Below are 17650 nucleotides of genomic sequence, written 5' to 3' on the forward strand. Positions count from 1 at the left end.
GCCATGAGCGAGAGTTTCGACGCGGTCGACGTCATCACCACCAAGCGGGACAGGCACGAACTGAGCGACGACCAGATCCGCTGGGTCATCGATGCCTACACCCGCGGAGCCGTGGCCGACGAGCAGATGAGCTCGCTCGCGATGGCGGTCCTCCTCAATGGGATGAACCGCCGCGAGATTGCGACGTGGACCGCCGCGATGATCGCGAGCGGTGAGCGCATGGACTTCTCGTCCCTGTCGCGCCCCACCGCCGACAAGCACTCGACCGGTGGTGTGGGCGACAAGATCACCCTGCCCCTGGCCCCCCTGGTCGCGGTCTTCGACGTCGCCGTGCCGCAGCTGTCCGGCCGCGGCCTCGGACACACCGGTGGCACCCTCGACAAGCTCGAGTCGATCCCCGGGTGGAGGGCCGACCTCAGCAACGAGGCGATGATGCGCCAGCTCGACGAGGTCGGCGCGGTCATCTGCGCCGCCGGCACCGGCCTCGCGCCCGCCGACAAGAAGCTCTACGCCCTGCGCGACGTCACCGGCACCGTCGAGGCCATCCCACTCATCGCCAGCTCGATCATGAGCAAGAAGATCGCCGAGGGCACCGGTGCGCTCGTCCTCGACGTCAAGGTCGGCTCGGGCGCGTTCATGAAGAACCGTGAGGACGCCACCGAGCTCGCCCGCACGATGGTCGAGCTCGGCACCGACGCCGGAGTGAAGACGGTCGCGCTCCTCACCAACATGCAGGTGCCACTGGGGCTCACGGCGGGCAACGCGCTCGAGGTCCGTGAGTCGGTTGAGGTGCTCGCCGGTGGCGGACCCGAGGATGTCGTGGAGCTGACCGTCCGGTTGGCGCAGGAGATGCTCCAGGCCGCCGGTCGTGACGGTGACGACGTTGCCGCCGCGCTCGACGACGGTCGCGCCATGGATGCCTGGCGCCGGATGATCGCCGCCCAGGGTGGGGACCCCGACGCCGAACTCCCCGTCGCCAAGCACACCGAAGAGATCCTTGCTCCGGCCGACGGAGTGCTCACCCAGCTCGATGCATACGCCGTGGGAGTCGCCGCGTGGCGCCTCGGCGCCGGTCGCGCGCGCAAGGAGGACCCGGTGCAGGCCGGTGCCGGCATCGAGCTGCACTTCAAGCCGGGCGCCACGGTGCGCGGTGGCGAGAAGCTCATGACCCTCCACACCGACACCCCCGAGAAGTTCGAACGGGCCAAGGAAGCGCTCGAGGGTGGCTTCACCATCGCGCCAGACGGCTCGCGCCCCGACCTGCTTCCCCTCGTCATCGACAGGATCTCCTGATGAGCGATGCCCTGACCGCAGTGTCTGCCGACATCGTCAAGCGTGCCCCCAAGGCCCTGCTGCACGACCACCTCGACGGCGGACTGCGCCCGCAGACGATCATCGAGCTGGCGGCCGAGTCGGGCTACGACGCTTTGCCCGCCACCGAGGCCGACGAGCTCGGGCGCTGGTTCCGGGACAGCGCGGACTCGGGTTCGCTGGTGCGCTACCTCGAGACGTTCAGCCACACCGTCGCCGTGATGCAGACGCCCGACGAGCTGCGCCGGGTGGCGCGAGAGTGCGCCGTCGACCTCGCCGCCGACGGCGTCGTCTATGCCGAGTCGCGGTTTGCACCCGAGCTCCACGTCGAGAAGGGGATGGCGCTCACCGAGGTCGTCGAGGCCGTCCTGCAAGGTTTGCGCGAGGGTGAGGCCGAGGCTGCGGCCGCCGGCACCCCCATCCGCATGGTGTCCCTCCTCACCGCGATGCGGCACGCCGCGAAGAGCGACGAGATCGCCGAGCTCGCCGTGCGCTACCGCGACCAGGGCGTCGGGGGGTTCGACATCGCGGGAGCCGAGGCCGGCTTCCCGCCGAGCCGTCACCTGTCGGCCTTCGAGTACCTCCGCCGGGAGAACGCCCACTTCACCATCCACGCCGGAGAGGCGTTCGGCCTGCCGAGCATCTGGGAGGCGATCCAGTGGTGCGGCGCCGACCGCCTCGGACACGGGGTCCGCATCGTCGACGACATCACGAGCGAAGGCGACACGCACACGCTCGGTCTCCTCGCGGCATACGTGCGTGATCGTCGCATCCCGCTCGAGATGGCGCCAACGTCCAACCTGCAGACCGGCGCGGCCGAATCCATTGCGGCACACCCGATCACGCTCCTCAAGCAGCTGCGCTTCCGGGTCACGGTCAACACCGACAACCGACTCATGTCGGGCACGTCGATGACCCGCGAGATGCAGCTGCTCGTCGACGAGGCCGGCTGGACGCTCGACGACCTGCGCTGGGCCACGATCAACGCGATGAAGTCGGCGTTCATCCCGTTCGACGAGCGGCTCGCGATCATCGAGCGTGTCGTCAAGCCGGGGTATGCCGCGTTGTCCGCCGCGACCTGAGCTCCCGCTTCCCGGCTCCCTTCCTCCCCTTGCGTCTGCGACTGCGGTCGTTCTAGGGACCGTTTCCGCAGACGCAAGCGTGATGAGTGGGTATGCCGTCCGCTCATCCACAGGGCGTCGCCGAACCTTGCGTTGTCCACAGTTCGACAGACTGAGTCTTCCGTCGATGGTCCCGGACACGGACCTTGGTGGCCATGCCTATCCAACGACCACACCCTGACCTCAGCGCACTCATTGATGATCGGTGTGGGGTGGTTCCCCTGTCCGTGCTGCGCGACGCCGGAGTGAGCCGCGGACGCCGACGGGCCATGGTCGCCGCTGAGCGCTGGCGCACACTTCCTGGCAAGGGTGTCGTCACGAGCCCGGTCGCGACGAGCGGCGAGGCGAAGTGGCGTGAGGCGCTGCTTGCCGTTGGACCCGGTGCTCGACTGGGTGGCATGACCGCGCTGGAGTCAGACGGACTGAAGGGCTACGTCGAGCCCGGGATCCACATCTGGGTGCCCAAGGGATGTGAGAAGCAGTCCCTTCCGGGAGTGCGTCTTCACGAGACCCGGCGCTGGACTGCGAAGGATGCGACATCGCTCGGACTTCCGCGCTCCTATCCGGCTGTCGCAACCGTCCAAGGTGCGTTGTGGGCGGTCTCGCTTCGCCAGGCCATGCTGTGCATGGTGATGCCGATCCAACAAAAGCTCGTACGGGCGGACGAGGTCGCCGTCGCCTTCGACCCGATCAAGAGGCATCGATTCCGCAAACCGCTGTTGGCCGGGCTGCGCGACATTTCTCTGGGTGCCGAGTCGCTGAACGAACTCGACTTTGCCGTCGAGTGCCGACGCCGCAGCCTTCCCGAACCCGACAGGCAGGTCGTTCGTCGGTTGTCTCAGGGCAGAAGTGTTCTCGATGTCTTCTGGAAGCGATACCGCGTCGTCGTGGAGGTCAACGGGGCAGGCCACGACGCACTCGAAGTCGCCATGCGCGACGAAGTGCGAATCACGGATCTCCAAGCACAAGGCAATGCCGTGATCCCACTGTCCGTGCTGACGCTGAGATGCGACCCGGACCCGCTCTTCGACGCGCTTGCGGAGCTCCTACGCGCCAGAGGCTGGCAGGGCTGACTGCGCTCGCGCCCCAAGGTCTGCGGATGCGGTGGTTCCAGCAACCACTTCCGCAGACGTTGTGGGAACGAGCCCGCCTCTCAGGCGGCGACGGGGGCCGTGGCCGGCTGGTCGCTCTCGGCGACGTCTCCGGTGACTCCGGCGCGGGCAGCGCGACCACCGACGACGAAGACATAGGCGAAGAACAGGGCCTCGGCGACCACCCCGATGAGGATGCGCGCCCACGTCGGCAGGCCCGACGGGGTCACGAATCCCTCGATCCCGCCGCTCACGAAGAGCACGACCACGAGCCCGACGGCGATCGCCATGGCGGTGCGCCCCTCGGCCGCGAGCGCGTCCAGGCGGCTGCGTGCGCCGGGTTCGACCCATGACCAGAAGAGCCTCAACCCGACCGCCGCGGCCACGAAGATCGCGGTGAGCTCGAGCAACCCGTGCGGAAGGATCAGCCCGAAGAACAGGGACCCACGATCGTGGCTCACCATGAGGGCGCCGGCGATCCCGACGCCGATGACGTTCTGCGCGAGGATGAAGAGCACCGGCAGACCCAGCACCCCGAGGGCGATGCACTGGGCCGCCACCCAGGCGTTGTTGGTCCACACGAGGGTGGAGAACTCATGGTGCGGGTACTCCGAGTAGTAGTTTTCGAAGTCCGTCCCCACATAGGCCTCGATCTCGGCCGAAGTCATCTGCTGCGTGAAGACCTCCGGGTGCCGCACCGCCCAGGCCCCGACGACGAGCGCCAGCACGACGCTGCCGACCATCGTGGCGAGCCACCAGTGGCGGGTGCGATAGAGGGCAGCGGGGAAGGTCTGGGTGAAGAACCGTGCCGCGTCACCCCACGACGTGGTCCGGGACCCCGTGGCCGTGTGCCGTGCCCGAGCGAGCAGCGCTGACAGGTAGCTCACGAGCGACGGGTCCGGGCTGGCCGAACGCACGACCGAGAGGTGCGTCGATACCCGTTGATAGAGATCGAGCAACTCGTCCGACTCGCTGCCGGAGAGACGGCGACGACCCACGAGCTCCTCGAGTCGACGCCATTGACCCAGATGGGTGGCGATGAAGGCGTCGAGATCCACGTCGCCACTCTATGCGGGACGGCGGCGGGATAGCCTCGACTTCATGAGCGTGGACGGGGGCTATCGCACCTACGCCGGTGAGGACCTGGTCACTGGCGAGGGTGTCTCCGTCGAGGTCCCGGTCGCGAGTGTCCCCAGCCGCATGGCCGCGCGCGCCATTGACCTGCTGATCACAGCCATCCTCGCGATCCTCTCCTTCGTGGTGTTCGGTGTCCTCACAGCCGGGACCTCCGAGGCCGTCGCGACCGCGGTGAGCATCGTTCTCACCGTCGGGCTCACGGTGATGCTTCCGGTGATCTTCGAGACCCTGACCCGCGGTCGCAGTCCGGGCAAGTACGCGCTGGGGCTGGTCACGGTGCGCGACGATGGCGGCCCGATCACTGTGCGGCACAGCGCCATCCGGCACCTGGTCGGTTTTGTCGAGTTCTACATGTTGCTCGGTTCACCCGCCCTTGTCGCCGCCATGATCCATCCGCGTGCCAAGCGTCTCGGCGACATGGCCGCCGGAACCTACGCCATGTCGTTGCGCCACAAGCTCCAGGTGACGGCCCCGCCCGAAGCGCCGCCAGCGCTGGAGCACTGGGTGCGAGGCACCGACATCGGCGCGATGCCGGCCTCACTCACGATCGGCGTGCGCCAGTTCCTCACGCGCACTGGCGCCCTCACCGCTGCGTCGCGTCAGCATCTCGGCCATGACCTCTGCGCGCAGGTTCTGACACACGTGTCGCCTCCGCCGCCACCGGGTGTCCACCCGGAGTGGATCCTGCGGGCGGTCCTGGCCGAGCGCCGCCGGCGCGACCTCGACCGGATGCAGGCCGATGCCGTGCGCACTCAACGCCTGCTCCCGCCCGACCCGCTGGGCTGACGCAGAAGTCCTCGCAACGTCTGCGGATGTGGTGGCTAGAACAGCCATCGGCGCAGACGCAAGGGAGAAGGGGGTCAAAGGAGGCCCTGGCGCTTGAGCGAGAGGTAGTGGTCGACCAGCGCGAGGGGCAGGCGGTCGGGCGTCTCGTCGAGCACCTCGACCCCGAGTGTCCGGAACGCTCCAGCCGTCCGGGCACGCAGGCCCACGGTCCGCTCGGCCGCCGCCGCGGCATACACGTCTGTTGCGGTGCCTCGCCCACGGCGCAACGCTTCGACGGCAGGGTCGGCGACCGAGGCGATGACGACGCGGTGACGGGAGGCCAGGGCTGGCAGGACGGGGAGGAGACCTTCCTCGAGAGCAGACGACTCGAGCGGCGTGATGAGCACGACGAGCGCGCGCTGAGCGCCAACCTTTGTCACCTCTGCCGCGAGCAGCCGCCAGTCCGCCTCGATGAGCTGGGCATCGACGGGCGCGAGCTCCGAGATGGCGTCGTGCAACAGCGCCGCGCGGTCGTGACCGGAGACGTGCGCGCGCACCGTCCTGTCGCCCGCGATGACGTGCACCCGGTCGCGGGCGTGCCCCGCAATGGCCGTGAGGAAGAGGGCCGCATCCATTCCCGAGTCGAGCCGCGGGGCGTCACCGATGCGGCCAGCGCTCGTGCGGGACGTGTCGAGAACGATGATGATGCGGCGATGCTGCTCGGGCTGCCACGTCCGCACGACGAGGGCCTGACGGCGTGCGGTCGCCCGCCAGTCGATGGAGCGGACGTCATCGCCCTCGACGTAGTCGCGCAGCGAGTCGAACTCCGTCCCCTGTCCGCGGGTGCGCATCGCCGCGCGGCCGTCGAGCTGCCGCAGGACGGCCAGCCGGCTGGGGATGTGCTTGCGCGAGGGGAAGGGGTGGAGCACCCGCAGCCGGCCCGGGACCTCCATCGAGGCCTGGCGCGCGCCGAGCCCCAGGGGCCCACGCAGACGCACGGTGACGCGGTCGGCAATCCGGTCGCCGCGTCGCGTCGGCGTGAGGGTGGTGGTGAGGCGGGTGCGTTCGCCGCCGGGCAGACGGAGCGTATGCCGTGTCAGCTCGGCTCCCGTGGACGGCGGCCAGGCGTCACGCAGGAGCCCGCGGGCGGTGCGGGTTCCGGGGTTGGTGACGAGGAGTGAGGTGCTCACCGACTCGCCGAGCCGCACGGAAGGCGGCAGTGCTCGCTCGAACCGCAGGGTCCGTGGCTTGGGTGCGAGCAGGACGTCCACCGCCACGACCACCGCGCAGAGCAGCAGCCACAGCCACACCGTTGACGCGGCGGGCCGAAGCACCACCGGCACGATGCCGAGGAGGACGAGCCAAAGTGCTCGCGCGGTCAGTGCCATGAACGTCTCAGCGGGGGACGGGGACGGAGCCCAGGGCGCTGTCGAGGACCGCGGCGACGTCGACACCCTCGAGTTCGGCCTCGGGACGCAGGGACAGCCGGTGGGCGAGGGTTGCGTGGGCCAACGCCTTGACGTCGTCGGGCGTGACATAGCCACGACCGTTGAGCCAGGCCCACGCTCGCGCCGTCGACATGAGCGCGGTCGCGCCGCGAGGGCTCACGCCGAGGGACAGCGACGGAGAGGTGCGGGTCGCGCGGGCGATGTCGACGACGTAGGCCGCGATGTCGTCGCTGACCTCGACCTTGCGGACCGCGTCGGCCCCGGCCTCGAGATCGGCGGCCGACGCCACGGGTCGAAGACCGGCGGCGGTGAGGTCGCGCGGGTCGAATCCGTCGGCGTGACGCCGCAGCACCGCGACCTCGTCGGAGCGGGGTGGCAGCGGCAGGGTGACCTTGAGGAGGAAGCGGTCGAGCTGCGCCTCGGGGAGGGGGTAGGTGCCTTCGTACTCGACCGGGTTCTGGGTCGCGGCCACCATGAACGGCGGTGCGAGTGGGTGCGGCTGACCGTCGACGCTGACCTGGCGCTCCTCCATGGCCTCGAGGAGTGCGGACTGGGTCTTCGGGGGCGTCCGGTTGATCTCGTCCGCGAGCAGGATGTTGGTGAACACCGGCCCCTGGCGGAAGGTGAAGTCACTGGTGCGCGCGTCGAACACGAGCGAGCCCGTGAGGTCACCGGGCATGAGGTCGGGGGTGAACTGCACCCGCTTGGTCTGCACGTCGAGCGCCTGTGACAGGGAGCGGACGAGCAAGGTCTTGGCGACGCCCGGCACTCCTTCGAGCAGGATGTGGCCGCGGCAGAGCAGGGCGACGAGGAGGCCGGTGACTGCAGCGTCCTGACCGACGACCGCCTTGGCGACCTCGGCGCGCACCCGCAGCAGCGCCTCTCGGGCCTCCGGAGCGGTGGCCTGGGTGGTCGCGGCCTGCGGAGCCGCAGGCTGGGGAGGGGTGTTCTCGGGCGTGAGGTTGTCGGTCATGGGCGGTGTGCCTTCTCCTCGAGGTCGGACAGGTCCTGGGCGAGCCGCACGAGGGCGGCGTCATCGGTGGGTGGGGGGCCGGCGACGAGATCGAGCACCTCGCGCACGGGGCGTCCGGTGGCGGCCGAGATGGCTCGGGCCACCGTGTCGACAGGGTCTCCACGACGCAGGCCCAGGCGTGACCGAAGCCGGTCGAGGGTCGCGAGCCGGAGCACCGTGGCGGCGCGTGGCCGATCCTGCGCTCGTCGATAGAGCCGGCCCCGGCTCTCGGTCGTCTCGACGGCACGCACCACGACCGGCAGCGGCTCGCGCACGAGCCGCCCGAGTCGGCGACCCCGGACGAGGGCAAGCATCACGAGGCCTGCCGCGCCGATCGCGAGGGTGGGCGGGATCCAGGGAGGCAGGAGCGAGCCGTCGTCGGCGCCGGTGCTGTCGGAGTCGGCGAGGTCGGCGATGTCGGGTTGGTACCAGATGAGCCGGGACGAACCACCCAGCAGTCGCAGGGCGATGGCGGCGTTGTCCTCCTGGGTGATCACCCCGTTGGCGAAGCCGGTCGTGCTCCCGACGATCGTCATCTGCGGGTGCCCCGAGGTTGAGGGGAGTTCGAGGAGCCCGGCGCCGTGCTGGCCCTCGCCCTCTTCACTCCCGTCGTCGGCCTGGAGGGTGAGAGGGAAGCACGCCTTGGCTTCGGTCGAGCCGCTGCCAGCCTCATAGCGCGTGTCGATGCCGATCAGCGAGTCGCCCTCGTCGATGGTGCCGATGTCGCAGCGGCTCTCGACCTGGACGGCGGCGCCGACGGCCAGGGCCGTGGCGTCGGCTCGCAGGGCCCGCAGCTGCTCGGTTGAGGGGGACAGCACGACGATGCGGTCGACGCCGAGGGACTCCTGCTGCAGCGTCGTGGCCGCGCCCGTGCCGAAGTTGCTCGTGTTGGCGACCACGACCGTCGTGTCGTCATCGCTGCGCCTGAGTGCGGCCACGGTGTCGTCGATGGACGAGCTGGACTCGACGTCGACGCCGTTCTGCTCGAGCACGGCGACCAGGGCCGCCCCACCGGCTGGACCGACACCCTCGGGGTCCATCGGGTCGCCGGGCGGTGTCGTCGCGATGGCGATGGCGGCGAGGGCACCCACACCCAGCGCGACCACGAGGGCCCACATCCCCGGTCGGCGCCAGCGCGCCAGGCTCGTCATGACGTCGCTCCGGTGGGCGTCAGAGCGGGACGACTCCGGGTGAGCCGCTCGTCGAGGGCGAGGACCCTTCGGGCTTCGTCCTCCGCGGCGCGCTCGTGCCCGTAGCGGACCGCGTCGAACCGGTCGGCGCTCGCCCGCAGGGCATTGCCCTCGGTGGGGAAGGCTCGCGACAGTTCGAGTGACGCCTCGTGGGCCGTGCGCCCGGGCAACGCGTCGAGCACGGTCCGCTCCACGCCGGACGCGACGATGGCACGGTAGGCGTCGAGGACGACGGTGTCCCAATCACGTTCTCGCACAGCAGCTTGCGCACGACTTCGGTATGCCGCCGCGTCGACTCCGCGTTCATCAAGGACTCCGCGGTCGTCACCTGAACGGCGGGACCGGGCCTCGGGGCGGAGCAGCAGCACGACGATCAGCGCGACGACGGCGAGGCCAACGAGGAGGACGAACGCGAACACCCAACCCGGCAGCCCGGGCCCTCCGGCGCCGTCGAAGAGCCCGAACAACCACTCACGGAAGCGGTCCCACAGACTGGGCTCCACGGCATACCGAGGCTTGGCGAGTTCGTCCTCCAGAAGGCGACGGCCCTCGCTCCGGGAGGGGTCCAGGGGTGGCGCGTCGAAGATCATGCCGAGGCGCGTGGCCACGGAGCGCCGGCCGTCCCCTGCACGGTCTGGATGAGCTGGACGTCGAGGCCCTCTCGCCGGATGCGGTGGTCGACGTAGAGGACAGCGTCGAGACCCGCCGTGATCGGGGTCGTGATGGCGCCGGCGATGACTCCGGTGACGCCGCTGAGCACGGCCTGCCAGACATACATCTGGTCGAGCGGGATGCCCGTGAACGCGAGTCCCCCAGCGAGGAGGGCGAGGGGGAGAGTGATGATCGATCCGGCGATGCCGATGACGATCGCGGCGAGCAGCCGGATGCCGAGAAGCCTCCAGAACAGGTTCCCGCCCGTGAGCCGCCAGGAGCGAGCGAACGCCTTGCCCACACTGAGGTTCTCGAGGATCACCGACGGGGTGACGAACGCGAGGCGGGTCCAGAGGAAGAGCATGGCGAGTGCTGCGAGGAACGCTGCGAAGAGGAGGAGGGCGACTCCAGCGGCGACCGTTCCGTCGCTGCCCGACGTGCCACCGGCGACGAGGAGAGCGATGGGCACGGCGACGAGCGCGCCGATGGTGACGACGTAGATGAGAACGGTCACCAGCGTGGCGCCGATGAGGGGCCAGATGCGGCGGATCGTTCCGCGCCACGTCTCCCCGGCGCTGACCTTGCGACCGAGGGCGGCCTGACCGATGACGTAGGCGAGGAATCCGGTGAGCAGGATCGTCGACAACCACGACCCGACCGACGGGATGAACGAGCCGAGCGATCCCAGGAGTCCGGCCGTGTCATTGGTGACCGACTCCTCGAGCGAGATCGACTCCTCCTGGCTCGACACCCAGGCCCCCAGCGCGGTGAACGGCACGAGGAAGATGAGCGAGGTCACCGCGGCGAGCCCGACGGTGGCGCCGACGTTGCCTCGGACCGCGCGGAACACCGCACCGAAGACGTCGTTCATCGTCAGGGGCCGCAGCGGGATGATCCCCGGTCGCAGGTCGAGTTGCCCCGGCGACACATAGGGCGGTCGCTGCGGGGCTTGCTGGAACTGCGGCTGCGCCGGGTATGCCGGCTGCGCACCTGCCGCTCCCGGCTGTCCCCATCCGGGGTGGCCCGGTTGGCTGAACCCGGACTGCCCCGGCGCGGGCTCTTGGGGCGGCGCTGGGAAAGGCTGCTGCGGTGGCTGCGGCTCCGGACGTCCGGAACCCCCTCCAGGTGCGGTCCAACCCTCGTCGCTCATCTGTTTCTCCCCGTGGCAGTGACTGCCTCGAACCCTAACCGAGCGAGTGCGCTGGGCGGAGCCGTGCCTCAACATCGGTGGCGCGTGCTGCTTCGGCGCCGAGCGCAACCTGGCGACGGACGACCTCGGGCTCGGCGCGCATCAGGGCAAGGCCACGTCGCACAAGGACCATCGGCGGCTTGCGTCGCTCCTTGAGGTCACGGGCCAACCGCCGCACGAAGGTCACGAACGGTCGGTGGTGGATGCACCACGCGCTGTGCAGGATGCCGGCGTCGCGCAAGGACGCGACGATCTCGGCGGCGAAGATCCCCTCAGCGAGGATGAGTTCGTCCGGGCCGGCCGTCACGGTCGTCGTGGAGACCGCGCGACTCTGGGAGAGGTCATAGACCGGCGTCGCGGCGGACCCGGTGTCGACGAGTTCGACGAGGGCGTCGACTGCCTCGGACGCGTTCCACGAGTCCGGGTGGTCCCAGTCGATGATCCCGAGCTCGTCGCTCCGGGGCATCGACGGATCCTCCTCGTCGCGATAGAAGTCGTCGAGGCGAACGATCGGCCACCCGTGGGAGGCGTGGAGTCGCTCGGCCAGCCGCGACTTGCCGGCACCACTCGGTCCGGCGAGGACGACGATGCGCGCCCGACCGGTCTGCGCCGGAGTCAACGGCCCTTGGGGTGCCAGACCGTCTTGGTCTCGAGGAAGGCGGTGAGTCGGGACAGGTCAGGGGTGGCGGTCCAGTCGGGCTCGACCGCAGTCGCGCCCGTGCCCGCGGGGCGCAGGACGCGCTTGAGGTTCTCGGCGCTGGCTTCCTCGAGGGCGCCCCAGTCGACGCCTTCGGCATCAGCGGCACCGGCGAGGTCGATGGCGTTGACGTCGCGGTGACTCGCGAGCCACGGCGCGATCTCGGACGCCTTGCCCGTGATGATGTTGACGACGCCACCGGGCACGTCGGAGGTGGCAAGGCATTCGGCGAGCGTGACGGCGGGCAGCGGGCGGTCGGCGCTCGTCACGACGACGACGGCGTTGCCGGACACGATGACCGGTGCGATGACCGACACGAGACCCAGCAGGCTCGACTCCTGGGGTGCGAGGACGGCGACGACGCCGGTCGGCTCGGAGCCGGAGATGTTGAAGAACGGCCCCGCCACGGGGTTGAGCCCACCGAGGATCTGGACGTACTTGTCGGACCACCCGGCATACCAGACCCAGCGGTCGATCGCCTGTGACACAACGGCTTCCGCCGCTCCGGGGGAGAGGCCTTCGGCATCGCGCACCTCCTGGACGAGCTGCGGGCGACGCGCCTCCATGACCTCGGCGACGCGATAGAGAACCTGACCGCGGTTGTATGCCGTGGCACCGGCCCAGCCGGGCTGCGCGGCTCGCGCTGCGGTGACTGCGTCGCGGGCGTCCTTGCGCGAACCCTGCGCCGCGTTGGCCAGGAATCTTGAAGGCTCAGTGCTTCTGCGTCCGGTTTTGGGCGCGGCATACACCTCGTAGGAACGACCACTCTCGCTGCGCGGGAACTTGCCGCCGATGTAGAGCTTGTAGGTCTTCTTCACATCAACACGACTCATGACAGCGTTCCCTTCACGTAGGGCTCGAGTCCGTGGCGGCCGCCCTCGCGGCCGTAGCCGGACTCCTTGTAGCCGCCGAAGGGGCTCGTCGGGTCGAACTGGTTGAACGTGTTGGCCCAGACGACTCCGGCCTTGAGCTGGTCGGCCATCCAGAGGATGCGCGAACCCTTCTCGGTCCAGATCCCCGCGGACAGGCCGTAGGGCGTGTTGTTGGCCTTGGCGACCGCTTCCTGCGGGGTGCGGAAGGTCAGCACGGACAGGACGGGTCCGAAGACCTCTTCCTGCGCGATGCGGTGGGTCTGGGTGACCCCGGTGAAAACCGTTGGCCTGAACCAGAATCCCTTGCTCGGGAGCTCGCAGCCGTTGTCCCAGCGCACGGCACCTTCGGCCTCGCCGACGTCGGTGAGCGCGATGATCCGGTCGAGCTGGGCGCGGCTGTTGATGGCGCCGACGTCGGTGTTCTTGTCGAGCGGGTCACCGACGCGCAGGGTCTCGAGGCGACGCTTGAGGCGGCTCTCGACCTCGTCGGCGATGGTCTCCTGCACGAGGAGGCGCGAACCGGCGCAGCAGACGTGGCCCTGGTTGAAGAAGATGCCCCTGACGATTCCTTCGACGGCCTGGTCGATCGGCGCGTCGTCGAAGACGATGTTGGCGGCCTTGCCACCGAGCTCGAGCGTGGCCTTCTTGCGGGTGCCCGAGATGGCGCGGGCGATCATCTTGCCGACGCCGGTCGAGCCGGTGAACGCGAGCTTGTCGATGCCGGGGTGGTCCACGATCGCCTGACCGGTGGGGCCTGCGCCGGTGACGATGTTGACGACACCCGGGGGCAGGTCGGCCTGCTGGCACACCTCGGCGAAGAGCAGCGCCGTCAGCGGCGTCGTCTCGGCGGGCTTGAGGACGACGGTGTTGCCGGTCGCCAGGGCCGGGGCGATCTTCCACGCCAGCATGAGCATGGGGAAGTTCCACGGGATGATCTGCCCGACCACACCGTGAGGCTGCGGATTCGCACCACCGGGCAACGCGGCATACCCGAGCTTGTCGGCCCAGCCAGCGTTGTAGAAGAAGTGCGCCGCCGCGAGCGGGATGTCGACGTCGCGGCTCTCCTTGATCGGCTTGCCGTTGTCGAGGGTCTCGAGGACTGCGAACTCGCGTGCGCGCTCCTGGAGGATGCGGGCGATGCGGTAGAGGTACTTGCCGCGATCGGCGCCGGACATCTTGGACCAGACGCGCGTGTATGCCTTGCGGGCGGCCGCGACTGCGTTGTCAATGTCCGCTTCGCTCGCCGCGGAGACCTCGGCGAGGACCTCTTCGGTGGCGGGGCTGATCGACTTGAAGCTGGTTCCGGAGCCATCGGTGAACTCGCCGTTGATGAAGAGTCCGTAGGAGCTCTGGAGGTCGACGACGGCCCGTGACTCGGGAGCTGGTGCGTATTCGAACTTGGGCATCGGGGAATCCTCAGTAGGCCGTGGAAGGGGAGTCGTCGGCGATGTAGTTGGCGCCCGAGTAGGCACCGGTCGTCATCCGCTGGCGCTGGAGGAGGAGGTCGTTGAGCAGGCTGCTCGCACCGAAGCGGAACCAGTGGTTGTCGAGCCAGTCGTCGCCGGCGATCTCACTCACGGTGACGAGGAACTTGATCGCGTCCTTGCTCGTCTTGATGCCGCCGGCGGGCTTGACACCCACCTGGGTGCCGGTGAGGTCGCGCCAGTCGCGGACGGCCTCAAGCATGGTCAGGGTGACGGGAAGCGTTGCGGCGGGCTGGATCTTGCCGGTGCTCGTCTTGATGAAGTCGCCACCGGCGAGCATCGAGAGCCAGCTGGCGCGGCGGACGTTGTCGTAGGTGTTGAGCTCGCCCGTCTCCATGATGACCTTGAGCCGCGCACGCGTTCCGTCGCCGCGTTCGCAGACCTTTGTGACCTCGACGATCTGGTTGAAGACCGTGAGGTAGTCGCCCGACAGGAACGCGCCCCGGTCGATGACCATGTCGATCTCGTCGGCGCCGGCCCTGACCGCGTCCTTGGTGTCGGCGAGCTTGACGGGCAGGCTCGCGCGGCCGCTGGGGAAGGCGGTGGCGACGGCTGCAACCTTGACGCCGCTGTTGCCCAGGACTTCCTTGGCGGTCTCGACCATGTCGCCGTAGACACAGACCGCGGCGGGGCGCGGTGTGCTGAGGTCGCTCGGGTCGGGGACGAGGGCCTTGGCGGCGAGGCCGCGCACGCGTCCCCTGGTGTCGGCACCTTCGAGGGTCGTGAGGTCGATCATTGAGATGGCGAGGTCGATGGCCCACGCCTTGCTCGTCGTCTTGATGGATCGGGTGCCGAGGTCAGCGGCTCGGGCTTCGCAGCCGACCTGGTCGACGCCCGGCAGCCCGTGGAGCCAGCGGGTGAGGGACTGATTGGTCAACCGGGAGACTCCGAGGAGTTCTCTGGCGCGGGCCGCTGCGTCGAGCTCAGCGTCGACGGCCGTCTTTGTGGTGCTCACCCCCGGAGTGTATCCGCGCAGGAAGACCCGCTGCCTCCTTCGACAGACGACTGCGGCTACGTCGGAGCGCATGGCGAATTCTGCGCGTGGGGCCCAGATCCAGTTGTTCTTGCTGCAGCGCGCAGGCCTGCGCGGTACCAGTGGTGCATATCGACCCGTGGTCCGACTCGTGGGCAGCCCGTCCCTGCGCCATGGGTGTGGGGCACCAACTCCATCGACACCACTGCGGGTCGCCACGTGCTCGATGTCGGGGTCCGCTACGTGTCCACCTTCGGTCGCGCGTCGCTCGCGGTCGATGTGCCTGCGGGCGAAATGGTGCCGGTCTGCTACGCCAAGCCGCAGTGGAGCTTCCTGCCCGGTGCGATCGGCCTCACCCGCAGCAGGCGCCCACAGCCACGTGGTTGTGGGTCGTCCTTGCGCTCTGTGCCGGCGTTCGCCATTGGCTTTCCATTCCTTCTGGCTGTGTTCGGCTGAGCGTTCAGGCCACCTGCAGTTCGGTGTCCTGAGGGAACCAGTCCTCGGGTGGGTCGGGGATCCATCCGCCCCAGGGGTCTTCGGGCAGGGGCAGGTCCTGGAGGTGGACGTCATTCGTCCAGTCGTCAGGAACGGTTTCGGGCGCGATCCAGCCTTGGCCGAGGATCGGTGGCGCGGTCGAGTCGTGGACCCTGCCTGTGGGGGTCTGGATGCGTATGCCGTGTGGTCTGGTTCCGTCGAGCCCGGTCGAGCGCACGGTGAAGTACCAGCCCACTTCTTCTTTGACGAGGTTGTGGCGTTTGCACAAGCCGCCGGCGTTGGCTCCGGTCGTGTCGCCGCCGTCGTGGACGGCGTGGACGTGGTCGGTTTCGATCGCGGGGGCGTCGCACCAGGGGACGCGGCACGTGGGGTCGCGCAGTTCGACGAACTTCCGCAAGCCGCCTTGGAAGCGGCGACGCGAGGAGTCCAGGGCGACGAGGTCGCGACCCGTGGGGTCGGTGAACAGTCGCCGCAGCCACACGAACGCGCCGGTGTCGCCAGTGGTCCCGGCGCCGCTCGTCGGATCGATGTCGGAGCGGTCGAGGAGGGCGGCGATGTGGGCGCGAGCTTCGGCGCCGGGCATGACACCCCAGCCCGGGATGACGGCGACGTCATCGGCGGGGGCCTGCCCACCGAACGCTGCCGGGAGCAGGACTGTGTCGGTCATGACGAGGTTGACCTCGACCGGTTGCGGCTGCCCCTTGGCACGACCGGAGAGGAGTTCCAGGGCGCGGTCGGCCAACCAGGCACCCTTGCCGCGGGTGTCGGCCTTCGCGGCGGCGACGGCGGCGTCCCACTGGTCGGCGGGCAGGTCGGGGTCGATGACGTGACGTCGTCCTTCCTCGGCCAGCAGGGCGACGTGGGCTCCGATGATGTCCTTCATCGGTCCCAGGATCGACAACCAGGCCATGCCATCCGGTGCCGGGCGCACACTCATGCGACGAGACGCGACTGCCCGCCGGTTCCGCTCGGCGAGGCTCTCGGCATCCAGCTCGGCACCCACCCGACGGGCCGCACCAGCCAACGCCTTGTCACCCAGCGACGTCATCGTCGCGGCCAAGCGACGATCGACTTCCGCGCGGTGCTCGCGCGACAGGCAGGCGGTCTCCCGGACGAGGATCCCCGCCCGCTTCTCACTGAGCTCACCGCGGGTCAACGCAGCCATCGTTTCGGGCATCTCGCCCACGAGCGCTTTCGCGACACCCACGTGTTGATCCGCCAAGGTCGGAGAGCACCGACGTGCCAACGCCAGGTCAGCGCGCACACTGCGCGAGTCCTCACCCAACGCCTCTCGGTCCACCACTGCAGCCGCCGTCACCCGAGCCTGCGCCGCAGCCGCGCCACCCTTCAACGCCTCGAGCGCAGCAACCACCTCGGCCCGCTCCGCCTCGGTCAAACCCGCGGGATCGACAGTGGCCAAAGAGGACAGGAAGGAGCGGACCTGAACCTCAGGCCCTGCGCTGAATGGTGTCCCCTCCATACCTCTCATCGTACACCTGTTCGCCGACACTCAAGCGGTTGTCCACACGCGAATTCGGTTGTAGCACAGGGCATTTGCTTCGGAATACGATGCAACGTGACGCGTGTGCCTGATGGGACGAGCGCGAAATCCAGTCGCGCACAACCCGCATCGGCGGGCACATCAAGCTGTGCCCCAGATTCCCCTGCACACCGCGCGGCTCGACCTCGTTCCACTCAGCGACGAACACCTCGCCGACGAGATCGATCTCGACGCCGACCCCGAGGTGACCCACTACATCTGGGGCCGCGCGCGTACCCGTGCGGAGGTGCTTGCCTCTCACGCCCAACGCATGGAGCGGGGACGCCAGGTCGACGGCCTCGGCTTCTGGGCCGGCTTCGCCAGGGACGAACCAGGTCGACACTTCGTCGGCTGGTGGATCCTCGGGCCCCTGCACGGACCGGATCAGGGCGACTGGCGGACGACACCCGGCGTCGCCGAGCTGGGCTATCGACTTCACCGCCGCTTCTGGCGACAGGGTCTCGCGAGCGAGGGTTCGCGCGAGCTGCTCCGCCACGGCTTCGAGGACCTCGGGCTGCAACGTGTCATCGCGCAGGCGGTGACGGACAACGTGGGCTCGCGAGCGGTGATGGAGTCCGTCGGCATGAGGTTCGTCCGTTCGTGGGACGAGCCTGACGGTGAGGTCGAATACGCGCTGACCCGCCACTCCTGGTTCTCCCGCCACCTCGAGTGAG

16 protein-coding genes are annotated in these 17650 nt (G+C 69.2%); 5 read left to right on the forward strand and 11 right to left on the reverse strand.

Annotation, left to right across the window (positions count from 1 at the left end; translation table 11 throughout):
• The first annotated feature begins 3 nt into the window (after positions 1-3).
• The 3 genes from ACFQRE_RS07435 to ACFQRE_RS07445 all read left to right on the forward strand — a co-directional run bounded on the left by ACFQRE_RS07435 (position 4) and on the right by ACFQRE_RS07445 (position 3505).
• Positions 4-1293: a thymidine phosphorylase gene (locus ACFQRE_RS07435; RefSeq protein ID WP_380120627.1), complete on the forward strand. Its 1290-nt coding sequence runs from the start codon at positions 4-6 to the stop codon at positions 1291-1293.
• Positions 1293-2393 (forward strand): adenosine deaminase, encoded by a 1101-nt coding sequence (locus ACFQRE_RS07440; protein WP_380120629.1) that lies wholly within the window; start codon positions 1293-1295, stop codon positions 2391-2393. The genes ACFQRE_RS07435 and ACFQRE_RS07440 overlap by 1 nt, the downstream gene beginning before the upstream one ends.
• 251 nt (positions 2394-2644) lie before the next feature.
• Positions 2645-3505 (forward strand): hypothetical protein, encoded by an 861-nt coding sequence (locus ACFQRE_RS07445; protein WP_380120631.1) that lies wholly within the window; start codon positions 2645-2647, stop codon positions 3503-3505.
• Positions 3506-3585: 80 nt separating this feature from the next.
• On the opposite strand, the gene ACFQRE_RS07450 is transcribed toward ACFQRE_RS07445, so the two are convergent.
• On the reverse strand, positions 3586-4581 hold the full coding sequence (locus ACFQRE_RS07450; RefSeq protein ID WP_380120634.1) for a stage II sporulation protein M: 996 nt from the start codon (positions 4579-4581) through the stop codon (positions 3586-3588).
• A 43-nt stretch (positions 4582-4624) separates the two neighbouring features.
• Between ACFQRE_RS07450 and ACFQRE_RS07455 the strand changes: the two genes are divergently transcribed.
• Positions 4625-5446: an RDD family protein gene (locus tag ACFQRE_RS07455; protein WP_380120636.1), complete on the forward strand. Its 822-nt coding sequence runs from the start codon at positions 4625-4627 to the stop codon at positions 5444-5446.
• A gap of 74 nt (positions 5447-5520) precedes the next feature.
• On the opposite strand, the gene ACFQRE_RS07460 is transcribed toward ACFQRE_RS07455, so the two are convergent.
• From ACFQRE_RS07460 to ACFQRE_RS07505, 10 genes are all read right to left on the reverse strand, one after another.
• Positions 5521-6813, reverse strand: a complete 1293-nt coding sequence (locus tag ACFQRE_RS07460) for a DUF58 domain-containing protein (protein ID WP_380120638.1) — start codon at positions 6811-6813, stop codon at positions 5521-5523.
• A 7-nt stretch (positions 6814-6820) separates the two neighbouring features.
• Complete coding sequence (locus ACFQRE_RS07465; protein ID WP_380120640.1) at positions 6821-7846, reverse strand: AAA family ATPase; 1026 nt, start codon at positions 7844-7846, stop codon at positions 6821-6823.
• Entirely contained in the window at positions 7843-9036 is a 1194-nt protein-coding gene (locus ACFQRE_RS07470; protein ID WP_380120642.1) for a DUF4350 domain-containing protein, read from the reverse strand. The genes ACFQRE_RS07465 and ACFQRE_RS07470 overlap by 4 nt, the downstream gene beginning before the upstream one ends.
• On the reverse strand, positions 9033-9683 hold the full coding sequence (locus tag ACFQRE_RS07475; RefSeq protein ID WP_380120644.1) for a DUF4129 domain-containing protein: 651 nt from the start codon (positions 9681-9683) through the stop codon (positions 9033-9035). The genes ACFQRE_RS07470 and ACFQRE_RS07475 overlap by 4 nt, the downstream gene beginning before the upstream one ends.
• Positions 9662-10876, reverse strand: coding sequence for a glycerophosphoryl diester phosphodiesterase membrane domain-containing protein (locus tag ACFQRE_RS07480; protein ID WP_380120646.1), 1215 nt, complete (start codon positions 10874-10876; stop codon positions 9662-9664). Before ACFQRE_RS07480 ends, ACFQRE_RS07475 begins: the two co-directional genes overlap by 22 nt.
• Before the next feature lie 34 nt (positions 10877-10910).
• The gene (locus ACFQRE_RS07485; RefSeq protein ID WP_380120648.1) at positions 10911-11534 is read right to left on the reverse strand and encodes a uridine kinase family protein; all 624 of its coding nucleotides are present in this window, start codon (positions 11532-11534) and stop codon (positions 10911-10913) included.
• Positions 11531-12445 carry an aldehyde dehydrogenase family protein gene (locus tag ACFQRE_RS07490; RefSeq protein WP_380120650.1) on the reverse strand — a complete coding sequence of 305 codons (915 nt, stop codon included), beginning with the start codon at positions 12443-12445 and terminating at the stop codon, positions 11531-11533. Before ACFQRE_RS07490 ends, ACFQRE_RS07485 begins: the two co-directional genes overlap by 4 nt.
• Complete coding sequence (locus ACFQRE_RS07495; RefSeq protein WP_380120652.1) at positions 12442-13890, reverse strand: aldehyde dehydrogenase family protein; 1449 nt, start codon at positions 13888-13890, stop codon at positions 12442-12444. Before ACFQRE_RS07495 ends, ACFQRE_RS07490 begins: the two co-directional genes overlap by 4 nt.
• A 10-nt stretch (positions 13891-13900) precedes the next feature.
• Positions 13901-14923 carry a deoxyribose-phosphate aldolase gene (gene deoC, locus ACFQRE_RS07500; protein WP_380120654.1) on the reverse strand — a complete coding sequence of 341 codons (1023 nt, stop codon included), beginning with the start codon at positions 14921-14923 and terminating at the stop codon, positions 13901-13903.
• Positions 14924-15401: 478 nt separating this feature from the next.
• Positions 15402-16916: an HNH endonuclease signature motif containing protein gene (locus tag ACFQRE_RS07505; RefSeq protein WP_380120657.1), complete on the reverse strand. Its 1515-nt coding sequence runs from the start codon at positions 16914-16916 to the stop codon at positions 15402-15404.
• A gap of 169 nt (positions 16917-17085) precedes the next feature.
• Between ACFQRE_RS07505 and ACFQRE_RS07510 the strand changes: the two genes are divergently transcribed.
• Complete coding sequence (locus tag ACFQRE_RS07510) at positions 17086-17649, forward strand: GNAT family N-acetyltransferase (RefSeq protein WP_380120659.1); 564 nt, start codon at positions 17086-17088, stop codon at positions 17647-17649.
• Position 17650: the final 1 nt, after the last annotated feature.

The organism is Knoellia pratensis, from assembly GCF_042666395.1.
Taxonomy (GTDB): Bacteria; Actinomycetota; Actinomycetes; order Actinomycetales; family Dermatophilaceae; genus Knoellia; species Knoellia pratensis.

What these genes read in the sequence shown, in the direction of transcription:
- ACFQRE_RS07435 (WP_380120627.1), top strand. Translation starts at nt 4, where the DNA reads ATGAGCGAGAGTTTCGACGCGGTCGACGTCATCACCACCAAGCGGGAC.
- ACFQRE_RS07440 (WP_380120629.1), top strand. Translation starts at nt 1,293, where the DNA reads ATGAGCGATGCCCTGACCGCAGTGTCTGCCGACATCGTCAAGCGTGCC.
- ACFQRE_RS07455 (WP_380120636.1), top strand. Translation starts at nt 4,625, where the DNA reads ATGAGCGTGGACGGGGGCTATCGCACCTACGCCGGTGAGGACCTGGTC.
- ACFQRE_RS07460 (WP_380120638.1), bottom strand. Translation starts at nt 6,813, where the DNA reads ATGGCACTGACCGCGCGAGCACTTTGGCTCGTCCTCCTCGGCATCGTG.
- ACFQRE_RS07465 (WP_380120640.1), bottom strand. Translation starts at nt 7,846, where the DNA reads ATGACCGACAACCTCACGCCCGAGAACACCCCTCCCCAGCCTGCGGCT.
- ACFQRE_RS07470 (WP_380120642.1), bottom strand. Translation starts at nt 9,036, where the DNA reads ATGACGAGCCTGGCGCGCTGGCGCCGACCGGGGATGTGGGCCCTCGTG.
- ACFQRE_RS07480 (WP_380120646.1), bottom strand. Translation starts at nt 10,876, where the DNA reads ATGAGCGACGAGGGTTGGACCGCACCTGGAGGGGGTTCCGGACGTCCG.
- ACFQRE_RS07490 (WP_380120650.1), bottom strand. Translation starts at nt 12,445, where the DNA reads ATGAGTCGTGTTGATGTGAAGAAGACCTACAAGCTCTACATCGGCGGC.
- ACFQRE_RS07495 (WP_380120652.1), bottom strand. Translation starts at nt 13,890, where the DNA reads ATGCCCAAGTTCGAATACGCACCAGCTCCCGAGTCACGGGCCGTCGTC.
- ACFQRE_RS07505 (WP_380120657.1), bottom strand. Translation starts at nt 16,916, where the DNA reads ATGGAGGGGACACCATTCAGCGCAGGGCCTGAGGTTCAGGTCCGCTCC.